At 64.7% G+C, this 19,135-nt stretch carries 14 protein-coding genes and 1 tRNA gene; 10 read left to right on the top strand and 5 right to left on the bottom strand.

The window, feature by feature from the left end; all coding sequences use genetic code 11:
* Window positions 1-75 precede the first annotated feature (75 nt).
* A complete protein-coding gene (locus GEV02_RS30620) occupies window positions 76-1,287 on the top strand; it encodes a TIGR04552 family protein (protein ID WP_152841588.1) in 1,212 nt (403 codons plus the stop codon).
* Window positions 1,288-1,353: 66 nt separating this feature from the next.
* On the top strand, window positions 1,354-2,388 hold the full coding sequence (locus tag GEV02_RS30615) for a hypothetical protein (RefSeq protein WP_152841587.1): 1,035 nt from the start codon (window positions 1,354-1,356) through the stop codon (window positions 2,386-2,388).
* Window positions 2,389-2,753: 365 nt separating this feature from the next.
* On the opposite strand, the gene pepN is transcribed toward GEV02_RS30615, so the two are convergent.
* From pepN to GEV02_RS30600, 3 genes are all read right to left on the bottom strand, one after another.
* The gene (gene pepN / locus GEV02_RS30610; protein ID WP_152841586.1) at window positions 2,754-5,390 is read right to left on the bottom strand and encodes an aminopeptidase N; all 2,637 of its coding nucleotides are present in this window, start codon (window positions 5,388-5,390) and stop codon (window positions 2,754-2,756) included.
* A 68-nt stretch (window positions 5,391-5,458) separates the two neighbouring features.
* Entirely contained in the window at window positions 5,459-7,516 is a 2,058-nt protein-coding gene (locus tag GEV02_RS30605) for a S9 family peptidase (RefSeq protein ID WP_152841585.1), read from the bottom strand.
* Window positions 7,517-7,677: 161 nt separating this feature from the next.
* On the bottom strand, window positions 7,678-7,923 hold the full coding sequence (locus GEV02_RS30600; protein WP_152841584.1) for a hypothetical protein: 246 nt from the start codon (window positions 7,921-7,923) through the stop codon (window positions 7,678-7,680).
* 103 nt (window positions 7,924-8,026) lie between these two features.
* On the opposite strand from GEV02_RS30600, the gene GEV02_RS30595 reads away from it, so the two are divergent.
* The 6 genes from GEV02_RS30595 to GEV02_RS30570 all read left to right on the top strand — a co-directional run bounded on the left by GEV02_RS30595 (window position 8,027) and on the right by GEV02_RS30570 (window position 15,710).
* Window positions 8,027-8,605 carry a TetR/AcrR family transcriptional regulator gene (locus GEV02_RS30595; protein WP_152841583.1) on the top strand — a complete coding sequence of 193 codons (579 nt, stop codon included), beginning with the start codon at window positions 8,027-8,029 and terminating at the stop codon, window positions 8,603-8,605.
* Window positions 8,606-8,692: 87 nt separating this feature from the next.
* Entirely contained in the window at window positions 8,693-9,403 is a 711-nt protein-coding gene (locus tag GEV02_RS30590) for an SDR family oxidoreductase (protein ID WP_152841582.1), read from the top strand.
* Window positions 9,404-9,778: 375 nt separating this feature from the next.
* A complete protein-coding gene (locus GEV02_RS30585) occupies window positions 9,779-10,351 on the top strand; it encodes a hypothetical protein (RefSeq protein WP_152841581.1) in 573 nt (190 codons plus the stop codon).
* A gap of 138 nt (window positions 10,352-10,489) precedes the next feature.
* A complete protein-coding gene (locus tag GEV02_RS30580) occupies window positions 10,490-11,896 on the top strand; it encodes an MFS transporter (RefSeq protein WP_152841580.1) in 1,407 nt (468 codons plus the stop codon).
* Window positions 11,897-12,038: 142 nt separating this feature from the next.
* Window positions 12,039-14,381, top strand: coding sequence for a S9 family peptidase (locus GEV02_RS30575; protein ID WP_152841600.1), 2,343 nt, complete (start codon window positions 12,039-12,041; stop codon window positions 14,379-14,381).
* A 9-nt stretch (window positions 14,382-14,390) separates the two neighbouring features.
* Window positions 14,391-15,710: an alpha-amylase family glycosyl hydrolase gene (locus GEV02_RS30570; protein ID WP_152841579.1), complete on the top strand. Its 1,320-nt coding sequence runs from the start codon at window positions 14,391-14,393 to the stop codon at window positions 15,708-15,710.
* Between the two features lie 4 nt (window positions 15,711-15,714).
* Here the strand turns inward: GEV02_RS30570 and GEV02_RS30565 are convergent, their stop codons facing one another.
* A complete protein-coding gene (locus GEV02_RS30565) occupies window positions 15,715-17,115 on the bottom strand; it encodes a M20/M25/M40 family metallo-hydrolase (RefSeq protein ID WP_152841578.1) in 1,401 nt (466 codons plus the stop codon).
* A gap of 122 nt (window positions 17,116-17,237) precedes the next feature.
* Between GEV02_RS30565 and GEV02_RS30560 the strand changes: the two genes are divergently transcribed.
* A tRNA-Phe gene (locus tag GEV02_RS30560) sits at window positions 17,238-17,313 on the top strand.
* A gap of 61 nt (window positions 17,314-17,374) precedes the next feature.
* Here GEV02_RS30560 and GEV02_RS30555 read toward each other — a convergent pair.
* On the bottom strand, window positions 17,375-18,385 hold the full coding sequence (locus GEV02_RS30555) for a hypothetical protein (protein WP_152841577.1): 1,011 nt from the start codon (window positions 18,383-18,385) through the stop codon (window positions 17,375-17,377).
* 132 nt (window positions 18,386-18,517) lie between these two features.
* Here GEV02_RS30555 and GEV02_RS30550 point away from each other — a divergent pair, with 132 nt between their 5' ends.
* Complete coding sequence (locus GEV02_RS30550) at window positions 18,518-19,135, top strand: hypothetical protein (protein ID WP_152841576.1); 618 nt, start codon at window positions 18,518-18,520, stop codon at window positions 19,133-19,135.

Below are 19,135 nucleotides of genomic sequence, written 5' to 3'. Positions count from 1 at the left end.
CAGCTGCGGCGGTGCAGCATTGACGCTGCCGCAACTGGCTGCGATACTGAATCATCGCAGCCTCGGCCTGATGCCATGTCCGAACTCAAAGCCTCGCTCAAGAGCGGGGGCAAGTTCTCGCTCAACTGGAGTTATCTCAACGCGATTGCCAATGGCGTGTCGGCAATCGACTTGGGCGCGCTGGCGTTGCGCAACCTGCACGACGCCCGCCAGTTCGTGCGCGAGTACGGTTTCGACCTCGACCAGCCGGCCGCGCCGGCGCTGATACGGCGCGCCCACCGCGAGGCGGTCGATTTCATCGTCCACAGCTTCCTGACGCCGGCACAGGCGGCGCTGATCCCGCGCGACGTCACCCATCCCGACGATCCCCTGCTGCTGCTGGTGTACGCCTCGCTGCGCGGCCAGCACGTCGACGTGCGGCGCATGTGGTCGTGCGCGGTGCTGAAGGTGATGCACGGGATTTTTTACATCGACAACAACCTCAAGCTGCGCCACTTCCACGCCATCCGCGCGCAAGTGTTCGGCACGCTGGACGAGGTGATACGCCACGACGGCGACCGCCACTACCTGACCGACGGCGAAGTCTGCCTGCCGATGCTGCACTACGACCGCAAGGACAACAAGGGCCGCAACAGCATCCTGCTCAAGCTGCTGCAAAAAGCCGCCTACCTGGCGGCCGACATCTTCGACCACCTGGGCGTGCGGCTGGTGTTCGCCACCCGCTTCGAATGCCTGCTGGCGCTGCGCACGCTGCAGCGCGCCCACCTGCTGTCGGTGACCAATGTCGACGCCGAACGCACCCGCAACACCTTGCTGGACCTGGAGGCGGCCAAGCAGATCTTCAACAAGTACCGCGCCCGGCTGGAGCACAGCGACGACTACCCGGCCGAGCTGCTGCAAACCATGGACGCCGAACTGGCCGAGCTGGCGCAGCCGCAAACCCGCTGCGACAATCCGCACAGCGGCAGCGGCTTCAACAGCATTCAAGTCACGGTGCGCAAGATGATTCACGTGCAGCAGCTCGATGCGGGGCCGGAGCAGGATTACGACGTGGGCTTTTTCTTCGAGTACGAAATCCAGCTGATGGACGAGGCCAGCTACCAGCGCAGCCTGACCGGTCCGGCCAGCCACGACGCCTACAAGAAACGCCAGCTCGACACCGCCCGCACCCGCGTGTTCGGCCGCGAGCTGCTGCGCTGGATCGAACACCAGCCGGTCAACCCGCCTCCCGCGACAGAGCGCGTCAACGAGGCACGCATGGAAGCAGCGCCGGTAACCGGCCGATAACCGGCAGCGGTGCGCCGCCGCGCCGCGCAAAACTCTACCATCGGGTTTTAGGTGGAGGGATCGGCGATGCGCCATGCATTCATTCTCCGGCTGCTGGCTGCAACGCTGGCGGTGCTTGCGGTGCCGCCGGCCGCAGCAAGCGATGTCCGCGCCCAGGACGCCACGCCGCCGCGCGTGACCGTCGCGTCCACGCGCGACCCGGTCGACAAATCCTATCGCAAGATGATCGCGGGCATGGATCGCTTCGAGCGCGAACATGCGCTGGCCCCGCAGGCCGCGCTGCGCTTCGAACTGTTGCCGCGCCTGCCGTCCACGCAGCTTGACGGCATCACGCTGCGCGTGGCCGGCGACACGCTGTCGCTGCCGGTGTTGGTGGCGCCCGACCATACCTTCACGCTGGAACGCAACGCCCAGGCGCTGAAGGAAGATGCGGCGCTAATCGCCAGCAGCAAGACCAGCACGCTCACCTGGCGTGCCCACGTTCGCAGTCCCGGCGTGCCGACCAACATGCGCCGGCTCGGCGATCTGCGGCTTGAGTGCAAGGTCGGCGTGCAGGCCGGGCTGCTGTCCAACAACGCCCAGTTGTTCGCCTGGCTGGGCGAACTGTTCACCGACGCCGACCGCGTCTGCGGCTCACCGCAAGGCAACTACCTGTTCTTCAGCGAGCGTCCCTTGTTTGCCATCACGCTGCACGATGGCGCGCGCAGCGAGGCGCTGCCGTTCGACATGCTGTATGCGGGCGGCACGCAGACCCCAGCCACGCTGCCCTTCTGCGATTGCCAGGTGCTGCTGGACCGCAGCTTTTACGCGCCGCTGTGGGACCGCAGCTGGTCCGACGATACGCTGCTGGAACTGCATTACCAGGACGATCCGCCCGACGCGGCCGACACCGCCGTGGCAGACGACCACCGCAGCATGCAGCAGATGCAGGCCGCACTGGGGCCAGCCACCGTGATCCGTTTCGACAGCGGCTACCAGGCCTGGCGCTACCGCTATCCGTCGCACAGTTCCGCCGTCGATGGCGCGCCGCGCTACGCCGACTTCGTCATCCTGTTCGGCCCGGACGGCTTGGCGCGCAAGGCACGCTTGAGCGAACGCTAGCGCAGAGCGGGGGGCACAGAGAGCATGGTGGTGGTGTATTTTCGGAGGGACTCTAAAAGCTCTAAAAGCTCTAAATCATTAGAGATCGCTCTAAATTGTTAGAGATCGCTCTAAAAATGAAGCACGGTGCAGAAAAAATAGAGAAATTAGAGTCCGTCGCTGTCATTTTTAGAGTTTTTAGAATCGAAATTAGAAAAAATAGAGCGAAATCTAGCGAATTAGAGCGATCTATAACGATTTAGAGCTTTTAGAGCACCAGCGTTTTAAACGCGCCCCCACCCACCCTCCCGCCGCCGCAGGTGCGGCACAACACAAAAAAACCCGCGGGCCTTGCGGCGCGCGGGTTCGCTTCCTGCTGACGGTTTTTAGTTGACGGTCATCGCCTTCTTGATGGCCACGCAACGCTCGTCTTCCTGATGCGTCACCAGCAGCGCGCGCCGCGTGCCGGCCGACAGATCCTTCAGCTTGCCGACAGCGCTCTGCAAACGCTGAACGCTGGCCGGCGTGCAACCGGCGGGTATCATCATGTTGGCATACGAACGCATGAAGACCGGACCGGCCGCCTTGTCGATCTGCCCCAGCTGGGCCAGACGCTGGCTTGCGCTCAGCTCATTCAACGCACCCTGCTCGGCCGGATACATGCTCTCCATCGCCCGGCGAATCTTCGAGAACGGCAGCTTGGTTTGCAGATCGGCGATATTGGCCAGCCACTCGGCCTTGACCTTGGCATCCGGCTGGATCACGGTGGCGCCCAGCGCGGCGGCCTGGCCGCTGTCGGACTTGTCGCGTTCCTGCTCGGCCGCCAGCAAGGCCGCCGCGCCCGGATAGGCAAAGCGGTTCAGGCGGTTGATGATATCCCAGCGCACATCCTGACTGACATTCAGGCCAGGCACCACCAGCTTGCCGCCGAGGATGTCGGCCAATTGCGCCAGCGCGGCCGGGCTGCTGGTCAGGTCCAGATAGGTCGAGAACCAGCGGCGCTGGAAATTCTTGTCGCCGCTGGCGGCGTTGGTGGCGGCAAACGCCATCTGCTCCAGCTGCGGCACGACCTTGGCTTTGTAAGCGGCGGCCGATGGTCCCATCTCATCGAGGTAAGCCTTGGCGGAGCGCACCTTGCCGGTGACATCGCCCAGCAAGGTGTAATCCTTCTCGCCCGGCGCGTTGACCAGCACGGTCTTCAGGAACTCGTTGAGCGGCAGCTTGGCGGAACGCACGCCGTCCCACAGGCTTTGCCACAGCATCGAGCGCAGCAGCGGATCTTCCACCTTGCCCAGGCTCGCTTGCGCGGTCGCGAAGGATTTCTTATCCAGCTGCACCTGCGCATAGCCCCAATCCTGATAGTTAGGATAGACCAGGTCCGGGCAAGCCGCGCCCTTCAGTTCAGGCACGGCGGTATTCGCGCCCTTGTAAGTGACGGCCAGGTTCTTGCTCAGCGCCAGGCCATCGGCGCCCAGGTTGAACAGGCCGATCTGCACGCGCTGTTCGCGCAGCGTCGGCATCGCCTTGCTTGGCGCGCTCTGGCGCAAAGTGAAGGCGCTGATCTTGCCGCCGGCGCAGCTGTATTCGGCCGCGATGGTGTTGACGCCCGGCTCGTACAACCACTGCCTGGTCCAGCCGCTCAGGTCGCGGTGCGCGGCCTCGCCCAGGCTGCCGATGAAGTCGTCCAGCCTGGCGTTCTGGTAGGAGTACTTGACCAGGTAGTTGTGCACACCCTGGCGGAACACTTCCTCGCCCAGCAGGTGACGCAGCTGCTTCAAGGTCGACGCGCCCTTGGAATAGGTGATGGCGTCGATGTTGTCGAAGGCGTTGGCGGTGGACGGCACCGGCGTCTCGATCGCGTGCGTGGTCACGCGCTGGTCCTGCACATAGGCGCTCTGCTTGGCGCCCGAGTAGAAGCCCTGCCATGCGTTGCCGAACTCGGTCGACTCGGCGGTCGCCAGCGTGCCCATGAAGGACGCGAAGCTTTCGTTCAGCCACAAGCCGTTCCACCATTTCATCGTCACCAGATCGCCGAACCACTGGTGCGCCATCTCATGCATGATGACGCCGGCCAGGCTTTGCTTCTGCGCCGAGGTCATCTCGTCCTTGTACAGGAAGCCGCGCTCGGCGAAGGTGATGGCGGCCGCGTTTTCCATCGCGCCGTACAGGAAGTCCGGCACCAGCAGCTGGTCGTATTTCTCGAACTGGTAAGGCACGCCGAAGTACTGGTCAAAAAACTTCAGGCCGCGGCGGGTGTAGCTGAACCAGTCCTGCGGCGACACCTGCGACGCCACCGACTGGCGCGCGAACAAACGCATCGGATATGGGCCGCCGTGGTCTTCCCACACCTTGTACGGGCCGGCGTGCATGGCGAAGTTGTACGAGCTCAGCTTCTTGGTGCGTGGGAAGGTCCAGCGCTTGGTGTTGCCGATGTCCTGGATGCCGGTCTCGCGCCTGGTCGACGACACCACCCAGTCGGCCGGTGCGGTGACGGTGATTTCATACGTGCCCTTCAGGTCGGGCTGGTCGAACACCGGGAACATCTGGTGCGCGGCGGCCGGCTCGAAGTGCGAGTAGGTGTAGACGCGGTTGTCGACCGGATCGACCATGCGGTGCAAGCCTTCGCCGTTGGTGCTGTGCAGGCGCTGGTAGCTGATGGTGACGCTGTTGCGGCCGGCCTTCAGGTCGGCGGCGGCGATGGTGATGAACCACTGGTTGTATTGCGGCGTCACGGCCTTGCCGTTGACAGTCAGGCTGGCGATGGTGGCCTTGTCGAGGTCGATGGTCAGCGGCGCGCCGGCGTCGCTGAGGTCGAAGCTCAGCGTGGTGGTGCCGGAGAAGGTTTCCTTGCCGGTCAGCGTGAAGTCCAGCGTGTAGTCGACATTGGCCACGCGCGCCGAGCGGGCGGCGGCGTCGGCTTGCGACAGGAAGGCGTTTTCAGCACGCGGCGCGGTGGCGGGAGCGGCGGCCTGCGCGACGCCATGGGCCAGCGCGATGGCGGCGACGATGATGGATTTTTTCATGGGTGTTCCTGGAATGTGGCAACGCCCGCAGAGGCTGCGGGCGTTGCGTCGTTAAACTGGTCGCTTGCTTATTTTTTCAGGTAGGTGTCGAGCCAGTCGATCACCGTGTGGTGCCACAGCACCGAGTTGGCCGGCTTCAGTACCCAGTGATTTTCGTCCGGGAACATCAGCAGCTTGCTCGGGATGCCGCGCCGTTGCAGCGCGGTGAAGGTGCCCAGGCCCTGCGAGGTCGGGATGCGGAAGTCCAGGTCGCCCTGCACCACCAGCATCGGCGTCTTCCAGTTCTTCACTTTCAGCGCCGGGTTGAACTTCTCGTGCAGTTCCGGCACGTCGTAGTAGGCGCCGCCGTTTTCCCATTCGGTGAACCAGATTTCCTCGGTGGCGTAAGCCATGCCGCGCGTGTCGAACACGCCGTCGTGGTTGACGATGCACTTGAAGCCGTCGGACCAGTTACCTTCGATCCAGTTCATCATGAAGCCGCCATAGGACGCGCCCAGCGCGCAGCTGCGTTCGCGGTCCAGCCACGGGAATTTCTGCACCGCTGCGGCCAGGCCTTTTTGCAAGTCTTCCAGAGGCTTGCCGCCCCAGTCGCCGCTGATCGCATCGGTGAACTTCTGGCCGTAGCCGGTCGAGCCGTGGAAGTCGATGAACACGGTGGCGTAGCCGGCGCCGGCGTACACCTGCGGATTCCAGCGGTAGCTCCACGAGTTGCCGAAGCTGCCCTGCGGGCCGCCGTGCACCAGGAAGGCGATCGGGTATTTGACGCCCGGCTGCGCGTTCCATGGCTTCATCACGTGGCCGTAGACGGTCTCGCCGTTGGCGCCGGTGAAGGAGAACTGCTCGTACTCGCCGAACTTGACGTCGGCCAGCGCCTGCGCGTTCAGCGTGGTCAGTTGCGCGGCCTTGTCGGCGGTGCCACCGAGCTTGAACTTGAACAGCTGCGCGCCGGACGCCAGGTTGGCTTGCGCCATGACGACGGTGTCGCGCGCGACGTCGAAGCCGCTGACGTAGCCGTTGCCGGTCAACGGCGCCACCTTGCCGCTGGCGGCGTCGATGGCGAACAGGCGGTGCTGGCCGATGTCGTCGGCGGTGGCCAGCAGGGTCTTGCTGTCCGGGGTCCAGCGGTAGTCGGCGATCGAGCGGTCCCAGCTGTCGGCGACGGTGCGCTTCTTGCCGGTGGCGACATCGATCAACACCAGGTGGAAGCGGTCGGCCTCGAAGGTCGGCTTGTCCATCGCCAGGTAGGCCAGGGTCTTGCCGTCCGGCGAGTAGATCGCCTTGGTGTCCCAGGCGGCGTTGTCGGCCGTCAGGTTCTTCGGCTGGCCGCCGTCGGCCGGCACGGTGTAGACGTCGAAGTTGGTCGACCAGGCTTCGGTGCGGCCGGCGATGCGGGCCGAGAACACCACGGTCTTGCCGTCAGGGCTGAAGTGGTATTCGTCGTGGTCGCCGAAAGGCTTGGACGGCACGTCGCCGTCGAGCATGCCGGACAGGCTGACCGGCTGCGCGCTGACCTTGCCGCTGGCGTCGATAGGCGCGGCGTACAGCACATTGGTGCGGCCGTCGGCCCAGGTATCCCAGTGGCGCACGAACAGCTTGTCGTAGACCTTGCCGCTGGCCTTGTTCTTGCCCTGCGCATCGAGGCGGGCCTTGCTGCAGGCGATGTCGGCGCAGTCGCGGAACACGGCCAGGCTCAGCGCCAGGCGGTCGCCCTGCGGCGACAGGCGGAAGTTTTCCACGTCCAGCGCGAGGTCGGTCACGCGCGCCGCTTCGCCGCCGGCCAGCGGCAGGCGCCAGACCTGTTGCGAGCCGGAGCGGGCCGACAGGAAGTACACGGCGTCGCCAGCAGGCGACCATTCGGGATCGCTGCTGCTGGCGTCGGCCTGGGTCAGGCGCACCGGCGCGGCCTTGGGCGCGCGCAGGTCCAGCATCCACAGCTGGGTGTTGCCGCGGTTCTTGTCGATATTGGTGGAACGCACCGTGTAGACGACGCGGCTAGCGTCCGGCGACAGCACTGGGCTGCCGACGCGCTCCATCCTGACCATGTCTTCAACGGTGAAGCCGCGCGGCGCGGCGATGGCGCTGGAAGCCGCGACAGCGGTTCCCAACAGCAGCAGTGGTAGTCTCATTCGGTGATCTCCGACGTTATAAGAAAATACCGGCGGGTAGCCGGCTGCCGGCATGATACCAAGATCGCAGTGCAGCAAGCAAAACTGTCTCCGGCTGTTACTTGCCGATACTTGCCTGTGCAGCAATCGTCAGCCGCGCGCCGGGATCCCCGTGGCCGCGCTTACCTGGTGCCGGCTTCGCGTTTGTACTCGCGCAGATTGTCGGCGTTGACGGTTTGCACCGGCGAGTTGCCGCAATCGCGGCGGCGGATCGAACTGCCGGTGGTCGGCTCCGTCCCCTTGCAGGGTTGCGCGGCCGCGGCCTGCTGCGGCACTGCGGCATCCCTGTCGCCGGTGCTGGCGCAGCCGGCCAGCGCCAGGGCAAAAATGCCAGCGAACAGAGCGACTCCGATTTTTTTCGTGGACATAAGCAAAAACCTTATCAAGAAATTATGGTTGGTGTATTGGCATCTTATATTGACAGGCGAAAAAAATCTTGACTTTATCAAGACGACCGGTCATATTGATCGCATGGCTAAACCTAACGTCAAACAGCAACTCGTCACCGCCGGCTTGAACCTGCTGCACAGCAAGGGCTTCAACGCCACCAGCGTCCAGGACATCACGGATGCGGCCGGCGTGCCGAAAGGCTCGTTCTACAACCACTTCGCCAGCAAGGAAACGCTGGGGCTGGAGGTATTGGAACGTTACGCCGAGGCCGCCGCCACCTACTGCGACGTGCTGGACGACACCAGCCTGGCGCCCAAGGCCAGGATGCGGCAATACTTCGACCTGCTGATCGGCGCCAACACCGCCACCGACTACAACTGCGGCTGCATGCTGGGCAACTTCAGCAGCGAGCTGTCGAGCCAGATCCCCGGCATGCGCGACGTGCTGCGCCGCTGCTTCGACACCTGGGCCGCGTGCCTGGCGGTGGTGATCGCCGAAGCCCAGCGCGACGGCAGCGTGCGCGCGCCGCAGCCGGCGCTGGAACTGGCCCATTTCATCATCGACGCCTGGCAGGGCGCGGTGCTGCACGCCAAGGCCAGCCAGAGCCGGGCGCCGCTGGACCGCTACGCCGACATGGTGCTGAACCAGATTTTGCTGTGATGCTTTTTTTTCGGCATTTTTTAAGATGACCGGTCATATTGTTTTACCTTACGCTGTCCGCTACTTCACCCACTGAAAGGAATCACCATGAACTTCAAAGATGCCGTCGTCCTGATCACCGGCGCCAACCGCGGCCTGGGCAAAGCCCTGGCGCAAGCCGCCGTCGCCGCCGGCGCCCGCAAGGTGTATGCGGGCGCCCGCAATCCCGCCGCCGTCACGCTAGCCGGCGTCACGCCGATCCAGATCGACGTGACCAACGCGGCCGACATCGCCGCCGCCGTGCAAGCCATCCCCGACCTGACCATCCTGATCAACAACGCCGGCATCTTCAGCGGCAGCGACGTGGCCGGGCCCGAAGCGCTGGCCTCGGTGCGCGCCGAGCTGGACACCAACTTCTACGGCCCGATGGCGCTCAGCCTGGCCTTCGCCCCTGCGCTCCAGCGCAACGGCGGCGGCGCCATCGTCAACATCCTGTCGGCGCTGAGCTGGATCACCATCCCCCACAGCGGCACCTACAGCATCTCCAAGGCCGCCGCCTGGGCGCTGACCAACGGCCTGCGCGCCGACCTGCACGCGCAGAACACGCAGGTGCTGGCGGCCCACATGGGCTATATGGACACCGACATGACCGGCGGCGTCGACGCGCCGAAATCGGCGCCGGCCGACATCGCCCGCGCCATCGTCAGCGCGCTGGAAGCGGGCCAGGATGAAGTGCTGGCCGACGACACCGCGCGCCAGGTCAAGCAGGGCTTCACCATCGCGCGCAGCGCCTACCTGGGCGAGCCGCGCGCGGCCTGACCGCTGCCGCAGTGCAGCAACGCAGTGCAGCAACGCAGTGCAGCAAATACGCCGCGGCAAAACCTCGCCGCGGCTGATACAAAATATTTTCGATCAACGCAATAAATCGCGTATTTTCATGCGCAAAATAGGTGCATAATTTCCCTCTCAGTCAGGAAGAGTACGCACGATCACGACCGGCTTGACGTGTGTACATTCGTTTTCCCCGCCGGTAATCTTCGCGAGTTTGTTATTGCCACACGACCAGTTGTGAACAATTGTAAATCGACGTTGAATGAGGCCGGCACGGCGCTAAGGTAGCAGTCTTCACCTCGGGCGCGTCCACCCTCCAGCGTTCGCCGCGCAGCCGAAGTCAGACGAAATACGGGAAACGCTATGCTTACTGCCACCTATGTCTTGTTGACACTTTCTATCGAACAAAAAAAAGAACGCCATTTCATCGCGCGCCTGCTGCAATATGTGCAGTCGATCGCGCGCCGCCCGCAGGAAATCGATCCTGTGTTCATCGAATCCCAGCTCAAGGAGCTGACCACCTTTGCCGAAACGCGCCACCAGCGCAAGGTCGAAGCCTGCCTGATGCCGGCCGTGCGGGCGGCGGACGCCAACTGCGGCGCGCTGCTGAACGATCTGGAATCGCTGAGCCGTCTCGGCGGCGCCATGTTGAACGCCGTGCACAAATGCCTGCGCCGCGCCATGCGCCGCAGCGCTTCGCAAGGCAAGTTCCTGTGCCGCACGGTGGACCTGTATTGCCAGAACCTGCTCAAGCGGCTCGACAAGGAAGAGCAGGAACTGCTGCCGCTGGCGCAAAAAGTCATCTCCAGCGAAGAATGGTTCGAGATCGGCAGCCAGTTCCTGGCGCAGGAAGACAACGGCGCCGCCACTCAGCCGGAGCTGCGTCCGCGCCGCACCCGCATCTACGACATGGACTCCGGCGCGGCGGCGGCCTGAGCCGGCCATGCCCCGCCACGCCTGCGCGCTGATCTGGCGCAAGCGCGCCGCCAGGGGGCGCCGCGCACTGTTGTTTTGAGTTCCGCCGCACGCCGCTAAAGCTTGCCTAAGCAATATCGTGCGGATAATATCGACTGCATGCAGACCCATTCCGCCACCGTCCTGCACCTCCGCGGCGCCGCCGGCATGGACGCCATTTACCGCAAGATCAGCTGGCGTTTGCTGCCGCTGCTGATGCTGTGCTACGCGGTCGCCTGCCTGGACCGCATCAACCTCGGCTACGCGCAACGGCAGATGCAGGACAGCCTGTCCTTCGGCGATCCCGTCTACGCCTGGGGCGCCGCCCTGTTCTTCATCGGCTACTGCCTGTTCGAACTGCCCGCCAACCTGCTGCTGGAAAAAGCCGGCGCCCGCAAGACGCTGTTGTGGCTGATGCTGGGCTGGGGCCTGGCCTCGGCCGCCGCCGCCTTCGTCCGCACGCCGGCCATGTTCTACCTGCTGCGCTTCGTGCTGGGCGCGCTGGAGGCCGGCTTCTTCCCCGGCGCCATCCTCTACCTGACCTGGTGGTACCCGGCGCCGCGCCGCGCGCGCGTGTTCGCCGTGTTCGCGTCGGCCGCGCTGCTGGCCAACGTCGCCGCCGCGCCGCTGTGCGACGCCACGCTGAGCTATCTGCACGGCGACAGCGGCCTGCAGGGCTGGCAATGGCTGCTGCTGACGCAAGGCTTGCCGGCCGTGCTGCTGGGCGCGATCGCCTGGCTGTACCTGGACAACCGCCCCGACGACGCCCACTGGCTGTCGCCGTTCGAACAGCTGATGGTGGAGCAGGACCTGGGGCGCGACGAGGCGCTGCTGCAGGCGGCCGCGCCGACGCGCCAGCCGGCGCCGGACGACGCCGAGCCGCCGTCGGACGCCGCCGTCATCGTCACGCTGCTGCGCGACCGCACGCTGTGCCTGCTGGCCGCCGCCAACCTGCTGCTGACCGGCGCCAGCTACGCGCTGGCCTCGTGGGCGCCGGCGCTGGTGCAGCGCTGGAGCGAAGCAAGCCATATGCAGCCTGGCCTGCTGGCCGCCCTGCCCAATCTGGCGGGCGTGATCGGCATGATCGCCATCGGCTACGATTCCGACCGCCGGCGCGAACGGCGCGGCCACTTCATCGCCTGCATGGTGCTGGCGGCCGGCGGCCTGGCGCTGGCGATCGCCGCCAACGACGGCCTGGCGTGGTCGCTGGCCGGGCTGGCGCTGGCGTCGCTGGGCATCGCCTCGGCGGCGCCGCTGCTGGTGGCCATCGTCACCGATCTGCTGTCGCGCCGGCGCGCGGCGGCCGGCATCGCGCTGGTGGTCAGCTGCGGCATGCTGGGCGGCGCCTTCGGCCCCGCGCTGGGCGCGCGCACCCAGGCCTGGGGCGGCAACGCCGCCATGCTGGCGGTGCTGATCGTCATGTACCTGGCGGCCGGCGCCATCCTGCTGCTGGCCTTGCGGCTGTCGCCGCGCCACGGCGGCCCCGATGCGCGCCACGGCCGCACCGACAAGATGGCCCGCAACTGAAGACGCAACTGAACATATAAGCATTACAGTTCGCTGGAGCTTGGGCTAGAATCCGAAACGCGCTGCGATCCGGCGCCCCTGTTCACCCAACCTCAAAGCGAAACTACCGATGCGTTTTGTCTTGCCTTTTTTAGCCGCCGCCATGGCCGGCTCCTTCGCCGCCCATGCCGGCGCCACGCCAACCCCGATCACGCTGGACCAGGCGATGGCCAACCCCGACTGGATCGGCAATCCGGTTGAAGCGGCATGGTGGGGCTGGGACAGCCGCCAGATCTACTACAAACAAAAACGCGCCGGCTCGCCGCTGCGCGACACCTTCCAGGTCGCCGCGGGCGTGCCCGCTGCGGCCAGGCCGGTCGACGACAGGCAGCTGGCCAATCTCGACACCGCCGCGCCGCTGTACAACCGCGAGCACACGCGCGCCATCCTGCTGCGCAACGGCGACCTGTTCGAGCGCGACCTGAAGACCGGCGCGCTGACGCAAATCCTGCGCGGCACCACGCCGGCCGCCGATCCGCAGTATTCGGCCGACGGCGCCCACGTGCAGTTCCGCGTCGGCAGCGACTGGTTCAGCTGGAGCCGCGCCGAGCGCCTGGTGTCGCCGGTGGCGCTGCTGCGCACCGCCAAGGATCCCGACGCCGCACCGGACGCCGACAGCCGCCGCGACCTGCAACTGCGCCTGCTGTCCACGCTGGCGCGGCTGAAGGAAGAAAAGGACGCCACCCGCGACCGCCGCAACGCCGAACGCAGCGCGGACGCCACCCGCGCGCCGCAGCCCATCTACCTCGGCGAGAAGCTGGTGATCGACGCCAGCTCGCTGTCGCCGGACGGCCGCTACCTGCTGGTCATCACCAGCGCCAAGGACGGCGACAAGCGGCGCGTCGGCAAGATGCCGAAGTACGTGACCGAATCGGGCTACGAAGAAAGCGACGACGAACGCAAACGCGTCAGCGACACCGGCCCGCAGGCGCAGCAACTGAAACTGGTTGAACTGGCTACCCGCAAAGTGAGCGAGCTGACGTTCGACGCCCTGCCCGGCATCGGCGTCGATCCGCTGGCCGAACTGCGCGCCGCGCACAAGCTCGATGCGCTCAAAGGCAACCGGGGCGTGCGCTTCGAAGGCCGCGAAGACTCGATACGCTGGACCGACAACGGCGCGCAGGTGGCCGTGATGGTGCAGGCGATCGACAACAAGGACCGCTGGATCGCCGGCGTCGACCTGGCCGCCGCCACGCTGAAACCGCTGCACCGCCTGAGCGACGCCGCCTGGGTCAACAACCGCGGCAACGACTTCGGCTGGCAGCCGGACAACCGCACGCTGTGGTACCAGTCGGAGGAAAGCGGCTACGCCCACATCTACCTGCAGACGGCCGACGGCAAGGCGCGCGCCCTGACCTCGGGCAAGTGGGAAGCCAGCGACATCGAATGGAGCGCCGACGGCAGCACCGCCTACTTCCTGTGCAATCCCAAGCTGCCGGGCACCTACGAGGTGTGCTCGACGTCGGCCAGGGACGGCGCCCTGCGCGAGCTGACCTCGCTGGGCGGCGTGGAAAGCTTCGCGCTGTCGCCGGACGGCCGCAAGCTGCTGGTGCGCTACTCGACTTCCTACATGCCGACCCAGATCGCCACCGTCGCCAGCAGCGGCGGCGCCGCCACCCAGCTGACCGACACCCGCAGCGCAGGCTTCAAGGCGCGCGAGTGGATCACGCCGCAAATCGTCGCCGTGCCTTCCACCCACGGCGCCGATCCGGTATGGGCCAAGCTGTATCGCCCGGCCACGCTGGAAGCGGGTAAAAAATATCCGGTGGTGATGTTCGTGCACGGCGCGGGCTACCTGCAAAACGTCAGCAAGCGCTATCCGGTCTACTTCCGCGAGCAGATGTTCCACAACCTGCTGGTCGAAAAAGGCTACATCGTGCTGGACATGGACTACCGCGCCTCGCTCGGCTACGGCCGCAACTGGCGCACCGCCATCTACCGCCAGATGGGCCACCCGGAACTGGAAGACTACGTCGACGGCTTGAACTGGATGGTGGCCAACCAGCAGGGCGACGCCAGGAACGTCGGCATCTACGGCGGCAGCTACGGCGGCTTCATGACCTTCATGGCGCTGCTGCGCGCACCGGAGCAGTTCAAGTCCGGCGCCGCGCTGCGCCCCGTCACCGACTGGACCACCTACAACCACGAGTACACCGCCAACATCCTCAACACGCCGGAGCTGGACCCGGAAGCGTACAAGATCTCGTCGCCGATCGAATACGCCGACAAGCTGCAAGGCAATCTGCTGATCGCCCACGGCATGATCGACGATAACGTCTTCTTCCAGGACTCGGTGCGCATGGCCCAGCGCTTCATCGAACTGAAGAAAGACAACTGGGAACTGGCGCCGTATCCGCTGGAGCGCCACGGCTTCGTCCACCCGGAGAGCTGGTACGATGAATACCGCCGCATCTATCAGCTGTTCGAACGCACGCTGAAACAATAAAGGAGCCCCATGAAAAAGCTTGCCACCCTGCTGCCGCTGGCCGCGTTGTCCGCGTCATTGTTTGCACCGCTCGCGGCCCACGCCGAAACCGGCGCCGTCAAGCACCCGGCCTGGACCCGCAGTTCGAATATCTACGAAGTGAACCTGCGCCAGTACAGCAAGGAGGGCACGCTGAACGCCTTCGCCGCCACCCTGCCGCGCCTGAAGCAGATGGGCGTGGACATCGTGTGGCTGATGCCGGTGCACCCGATCGGCAAGAAGAACCACAAGGGCACGCTGGGCAGCTACTACGCGGTGCAGGACTACAGCGCCGTCAATCCGGACTACGGCAGCATGGACGACCTGCGCAAGCTGGTGAAGCAGGCGCACGCGCTGGGCATGCACGTGATCCTGGACTGGGTGGGCAACCACACGGCCTGGGACCATCCGTGGGCCACCCAGCATCCGGACTGGTACAAGAAGAACGACAAGGGCGAAATCTATTCCGTCACCTTCAAGAACGAAGCGGGCGAGATGGAGGAATGGACCGACGTGATCGGCCTCGATTACGGCAACAAGGAACTGTGGAAGGGCATGACCGAGGCGATGGCGTACTGGGTGCGCGAGGCCGGCATCGACGGCTTCCGCTGCGACGCGGCCGGCCTGGTGCCGACCGAGTTCTGGAACCAGGCGCGCGCGCAGCTCGACAAGATCAAGCCGGTGTTCATGCTGGCCGAGTGGAACGAGCCGGCGCTGCACGACAAAGCCTTCGACGCCAGCTACGACTGGCCGCTGAGCGAGATCATGAAAAAAATCGCCAAGGGCCAGGCCGGCGCGGCGGAACTGAAAGCGTATCTGGCCAATCCGCCGAAAGCCTATCCGCGCGACGCCTACCGGCTGCAGTTCACCAACAACCACGACCTCAATTCCTGGCAGGGCACGGACAAGGACTTGTACGGCCCGGCCTACGGCGCGATGGCGGTGCTGAGCTACACCCTGCCCGGCATCCCGCTGATCTACAACGGCCAGGAGGCGCGGCTGGAGAAGAAGCTGGAGTTCTTTGAGAAGGACCCGATCGACTGGAAGAGCTACGAGCTGGAAGGCTTCTACGCCGGCCTGAATCAGCTGAAGAAGGAAAACCCGGCGCTGTGGAACGGCGCCAGCGGCGGCGCGGTGCAGCTGCTCGACGTCGGCAACGAGCAGCTGTTTGCCTTCAAGCGCCAGCAGGGCAAGAACAGCGTGCGCGTGATCGTCAACCCGACCGCCACGCTGCAGAAGTACAAGCTGGCCGGCGATGAAGGCCAGGCCGTGCTCAAGCCCTGGCGCTGGCGCATCATCGTGCCGGAGTAAAGGCTTATTCCGTGGCCAGTCGCTTGCCGAGGCGGTACAGGTATTCCTGGCCGTCGTACAGCGACTTGACGCGGATATGCTCATTCAAGCCATGCGCGCCGCTGCCCTCCGGGCCGGCGAACATGCCGCTGATGCCGTAGGTCCAGATGCCGCCGCTGTTGAGGAAGCGGCCATCGGTGCCGCCGGTCGACATGGTCGGGATCACCGGCACGCCCGGCCACATATCGTTGCTGATCTCTTCCACCGCCTTCATCAGCGCCGGCGTCAACGGCGGCATCGGCGCGCTCAGGCCTTCGCCGATGCGGGTGATCTTGATCTTGTCGTCGGCCACCACGCGCTGCAGCGTCGCCTGCACGTCATCGACCTGCTCGTCCGGCAGGATGCGGCAATTGACCGTGGCCCGCGCGCGCTGCGGCAGCGCGTTGTCGGCATGGCCGGCGTCGACCTTGGTGGCCACGCAGGTGGTGCGCACGGTGGAGTTGTGCACCGGGCTGACCGCGTACAGGCGCTCCAGCGCGGCGGCGTCGGGCGGATCGCTGAGGATGGCCTTCATGTCGGCGGCCACCTGGCCCTTCTCCACCGCCGCCATGCGCTCGTAGTAGGCGCGCGTGACCGGTGACAGCTTGAACGGGAAGGCGAACTGCCCCAGGCGCGACAGGCCCTCGGCCAGGTGGTAGATGGCGTTGTCGCGATACGGCGCGGAGCTGTGGCCGCCGGGGTTGGTCACTTCCAGCTGGAAGCTCTGATAGATTTTCTCGCCGGCCTGAATGCCGTGGCGCACCGGCTTGCCTTCCTTGTCCAGCAGGCCGCTGCCGCCTTCGTTCAGCGCGATCTCGGCGTCGATCAGCGCGCGGTGGTGGTTGAACAGGTATTCGGCGCCGTCGAATTTGCTGGGCACCATTTCCTCGTCACAGGTCAGCGCCATGACCACATCGCGCTTGGGCGCCAGCTTTTCCTTTTTGTAGCGGATCATATTGGCGACGAAGGAGGCGGCCATGGCCTTGTCGTCGGACGAGCCGCGCGCGTAGAACATGCCGTCTTCCTCGATCAGCTTGAACGGATCGCGGATCCAGTCGGCGCGGTTGGCTTCGACCACGTCTATGTGGGCCAGCAACAGCAGCGGCTTCTTGCTGCCGTCGCCCTTGATGCGCGCCACCAGGTTGCCCTTGGTGGGGCCGCCGGGCGGCACGATCAGGTGCAGGTCGGCGTCCTTGTAGCCGGCGGCCTTGAGGCGCTTGGCCATCTTGCCGGCCGCCACCGTGCACGAGCCGGTGGAATTGGTGGTGTTGGTTTCCACCAGTTCCTGGTAAATCTCGCGCATCTGCTTTTGCACCGGCGTCAATTCCGCGCCATGCACCGCGCCCGCCACCGCCCATCCCGCCAACAACCAAGTCGCCCGCTTCATAGTGTTCCTATCGAGATCATGCCAAAGCGACTAAATTTATACCCCGACATTGTTACTGTCAATAAAAGTTAGGCCGGGCCCTTGCCAAACCCCGGGGGGCGTCTGCTATAATTGCGGCCCTTGGCCTGGTAGCTCAGTTGGTAGAGCAGAGGATTGAAAATCCTTGTGTCGGTGGTTCGATTCCGCCCCGGGCCACCAAGAATTCAAAAAAACGCCACCTTCGGGTGGCGTTTTTTATTTATCAAACGGCAAGCTCTTTTCAACCGTAGCAATTGGCGATATAGGCGTTAATCTCCCTCGCGTAGGTGACCAGGTCCCTCTTGTAGTTGGGGTCCAGCTTCTTGAGGTCCCTGAAGAAGTAGTAGAACGGGATCTGATCCAGCAGATTGTTGTCGGCGTAGTAGCGGTAAATTTTAGCGACGGTGTCCAGGATGAACGCCCGGCCATCCGCCGCAAACACGCAAATCTTCGGATCAATATTGTTGACCAGGTCCTCCAGCGGGATGGTGGTTGCCGCCCGATCGGCACGCAGCTCGGTCTCGCCCGGCCCCAACAGGTAGCTGATGAACGAGGTCTGCGCGCCATGGCGTATCAGCGCATATTCGGAGGTGGCAAGGCGCTTGGCGGGCTGGCTGGCGTTGACCCATGCGTTCACCTTGGTTTTGCGCGCCGGATCGCCATTCAGGATGGCCAGGTTGAATGCCTCGATGGCGCTGGCTTCGTCGGGCGTGCCGGCCAGAACGCGGTTCAGCGGGCCGCCGCCCACCTTTTTCAGCAAATCGTGCATGTCATAGTCGCCGGTGTAGAACCGCGCCAGCTCCTTATCATCGGCCATGACGCGCCTGACGTCCGCCAGCGGCACTGATTCGTAAGTATTGTCAGGCTTGACTTTCCAGACCGCGCTCAGGTGTTTATCTTCGCGGCTGACCGGTTTGCCGACCAGGCCGCGCAAGCGGCTGAAGTCGCTCTGGCTCAGGTCGGTATAAGTAAACCCGTCAGTCGCCGATTCCTTGATGGATTTGTCGGTGATCTTGTGCCCCTTGCACGGGTTGCCGCCGTCGATACGCGCCAGGGTGTGCTGGCCGGCGACCCGGAACGAAATCATGTAGCCGCCGCTTCGGCACACATTACGGATCGCCGCGGCATCCTTCGCCCGCACAAAGAAGGCTCCGGCAATCTGCCCATCGTCGGCCACGACATTGGCCACCGCATTGCCGTAGCTCGCCGCCATCATCTCTTTGACGCGTGTTTTCATTTGCTCGATACTCATCTTCCCACCTCGTTCGCATTGCCTACTCTAAGCAGTTTTCGGCGCCCCTGTACCTGGAACAACACGGTCGATCATTCCATGCGGCGCGCACGGCGATCTGGCGTTTTCTGACCGGGCAAAGACCAGAACAGCATGCGCGTCACCGCTTGCATTCACACACTCTGCATGATAGAGTACTCTGAATTAATCAAGGTGCATCTGATGACAATATCGAAAGAGCAGGCGGAAAGCGCATTGCAGGATTTGGAGCACGCGGGCCATCGCAGCGCGACGCTGTACAAGTACGCGAAGATAGCGCCCCACTTGATACTGTGGGGTTGCGTGTGGATGGCGGCCTACGGTTCAAGCGACGCCCTGCCTGCCGAAGCGGGACTGATATGGCTGATCGCCAACAGCGTCGGCGCCGCCCTGTCGATCGGCATTGCGCGCGCCAACGGCTGGGCCGCCGGCAAAGAGCATAGGCGCATCGGCGCCATCCTCCTCACCCTCGTGGCTTTCACGATGGCGACTTTTGCGATCTTGCCGCCGCATTCGGGCAGGCAGATGTCCGCCTTTGTTCCGCTGCTCATCGCCACCGCCTATATCCTTCTTGGCATCTGGCACGGCAGACGGCTCGTGATCCTGGGCGTACTCATCGGCGCCCTCACCTTGCTCGGTTTCTTCCTGCTGCACAGCCATTTCAATTTATGGATGGCCACTGTCGGCGGCAGCGCCCTGATACTGACCGGCGCATGGCTGAAGCGGGTGTGA

This window comes from Rugamonas aquatica, from assembly GCF_009380215.1.
GTDB lineage: Bacteria > Pseudomonadota > Gammaproteobacteria > Burkholderiales > Burkholderiaceae_D > Rugamonas > Rugamonas aquatica_B.
The sequence above is the reverse complement of the archived record's forward strand: the minus strand, read 5'-3'. Positions and strand labels throughout refer to the sequence as shown.

Coding starts and splice junctions, on each gene's coding strand:
- GEV02_RS30615 (WP_152841587.1), top strand. CDS start 1,354: ATGCGCCATGCATTCATTCTCCGGCTGCTGGCTGCAACGCTGGCGGTG.
- GEV02_RS30580 (WP_152841580.1), top strand. CDS start 10,490: ATGCAGACCCATTCCGCCACCGTCCTGCACCTCCGCGGCGCCGCCGGC.
- pepN (WP_152841586.1), bottom strand. CDS start 5,390: ATGAAAAAATCCATCATCGTCGCCGCCATCGCGCTGGCCCATGGCGTC.
- GEV02_RS30570 (WP_152841579.1), top strand. CDS start 14,391: ATGAAAAAGCTTGCCACCCTGCTGCCGCTGGCCGCGTTGTCCGCGTCA.
- GEV02_RS30590 (WP_152841582.1), top strand. CDS start 8,693: ATGAACTTCAAAGATGCCGTCGTCCTGATCACCGGCGCCAACCGCGGC.
- GEV02_RS30550 (WP_152841576.1), top strand. CDS start 18,518: ATGCGCGTCACCGCTTGCATTCACACACTCTGCATGATAGAGTACTCT.
- GEV02_RS30595 (WP_152841583.1), top strand. CDS start 8,027: ATGGCTAAACCTAACGTCAAACAGCAACTCGTCACCGCCGGCTTGAAC.
- GEV02_RS30585 (WP_152841581.1), top strand. CDS start 9,779: ATGCTTACTGCCACCTATGTCTTGTTGACACTTTCTATCGAACAAAAA.
- GEV02_RS30555 (WP_152841577.1), bottom strand. CDS start 18,385: ATGAGTATCGAGCAAATGAAAACACGCGTCAAAGAGATGATGGCGGCG.
- GEV02_RS30575 (WP_152841600.1), top strand. CDS start 12,039: ATGGCCGGCTCCTTCGCCGCCCATGCCGGCGCCACGCCAACCCCGATC.
- GEV02_RS30605 (WP_152841585.1), bottom strand. CDS start 7,516: ATGAGACTACCACTGCTGCTGTTGGGAACCGCTGTCGCGGCTTCCAGC.
- GEV02_RS30600 (WP_152841584.1), bottom strand. CDS start 7,923: ATGTCCACGAAAAAAATCGGAGTCGCTCTGTTCGCTGGCATTTTTGCC.
- GEV02_RS30565 (WP_152841578.1), bottom strand. CDS start 17,115: ATGAAGCGGGCGACTTGGTTGTTGGCGGGATGGGCGGTGGCGGGCGCG.
- GEV02_RS30620 (WP_152841588.1), top strand. CDS start 76: ATGTCCGAACTCAAAGCCTCGCTCAAGAGCGGGGGCAAGTTCTCGCTC.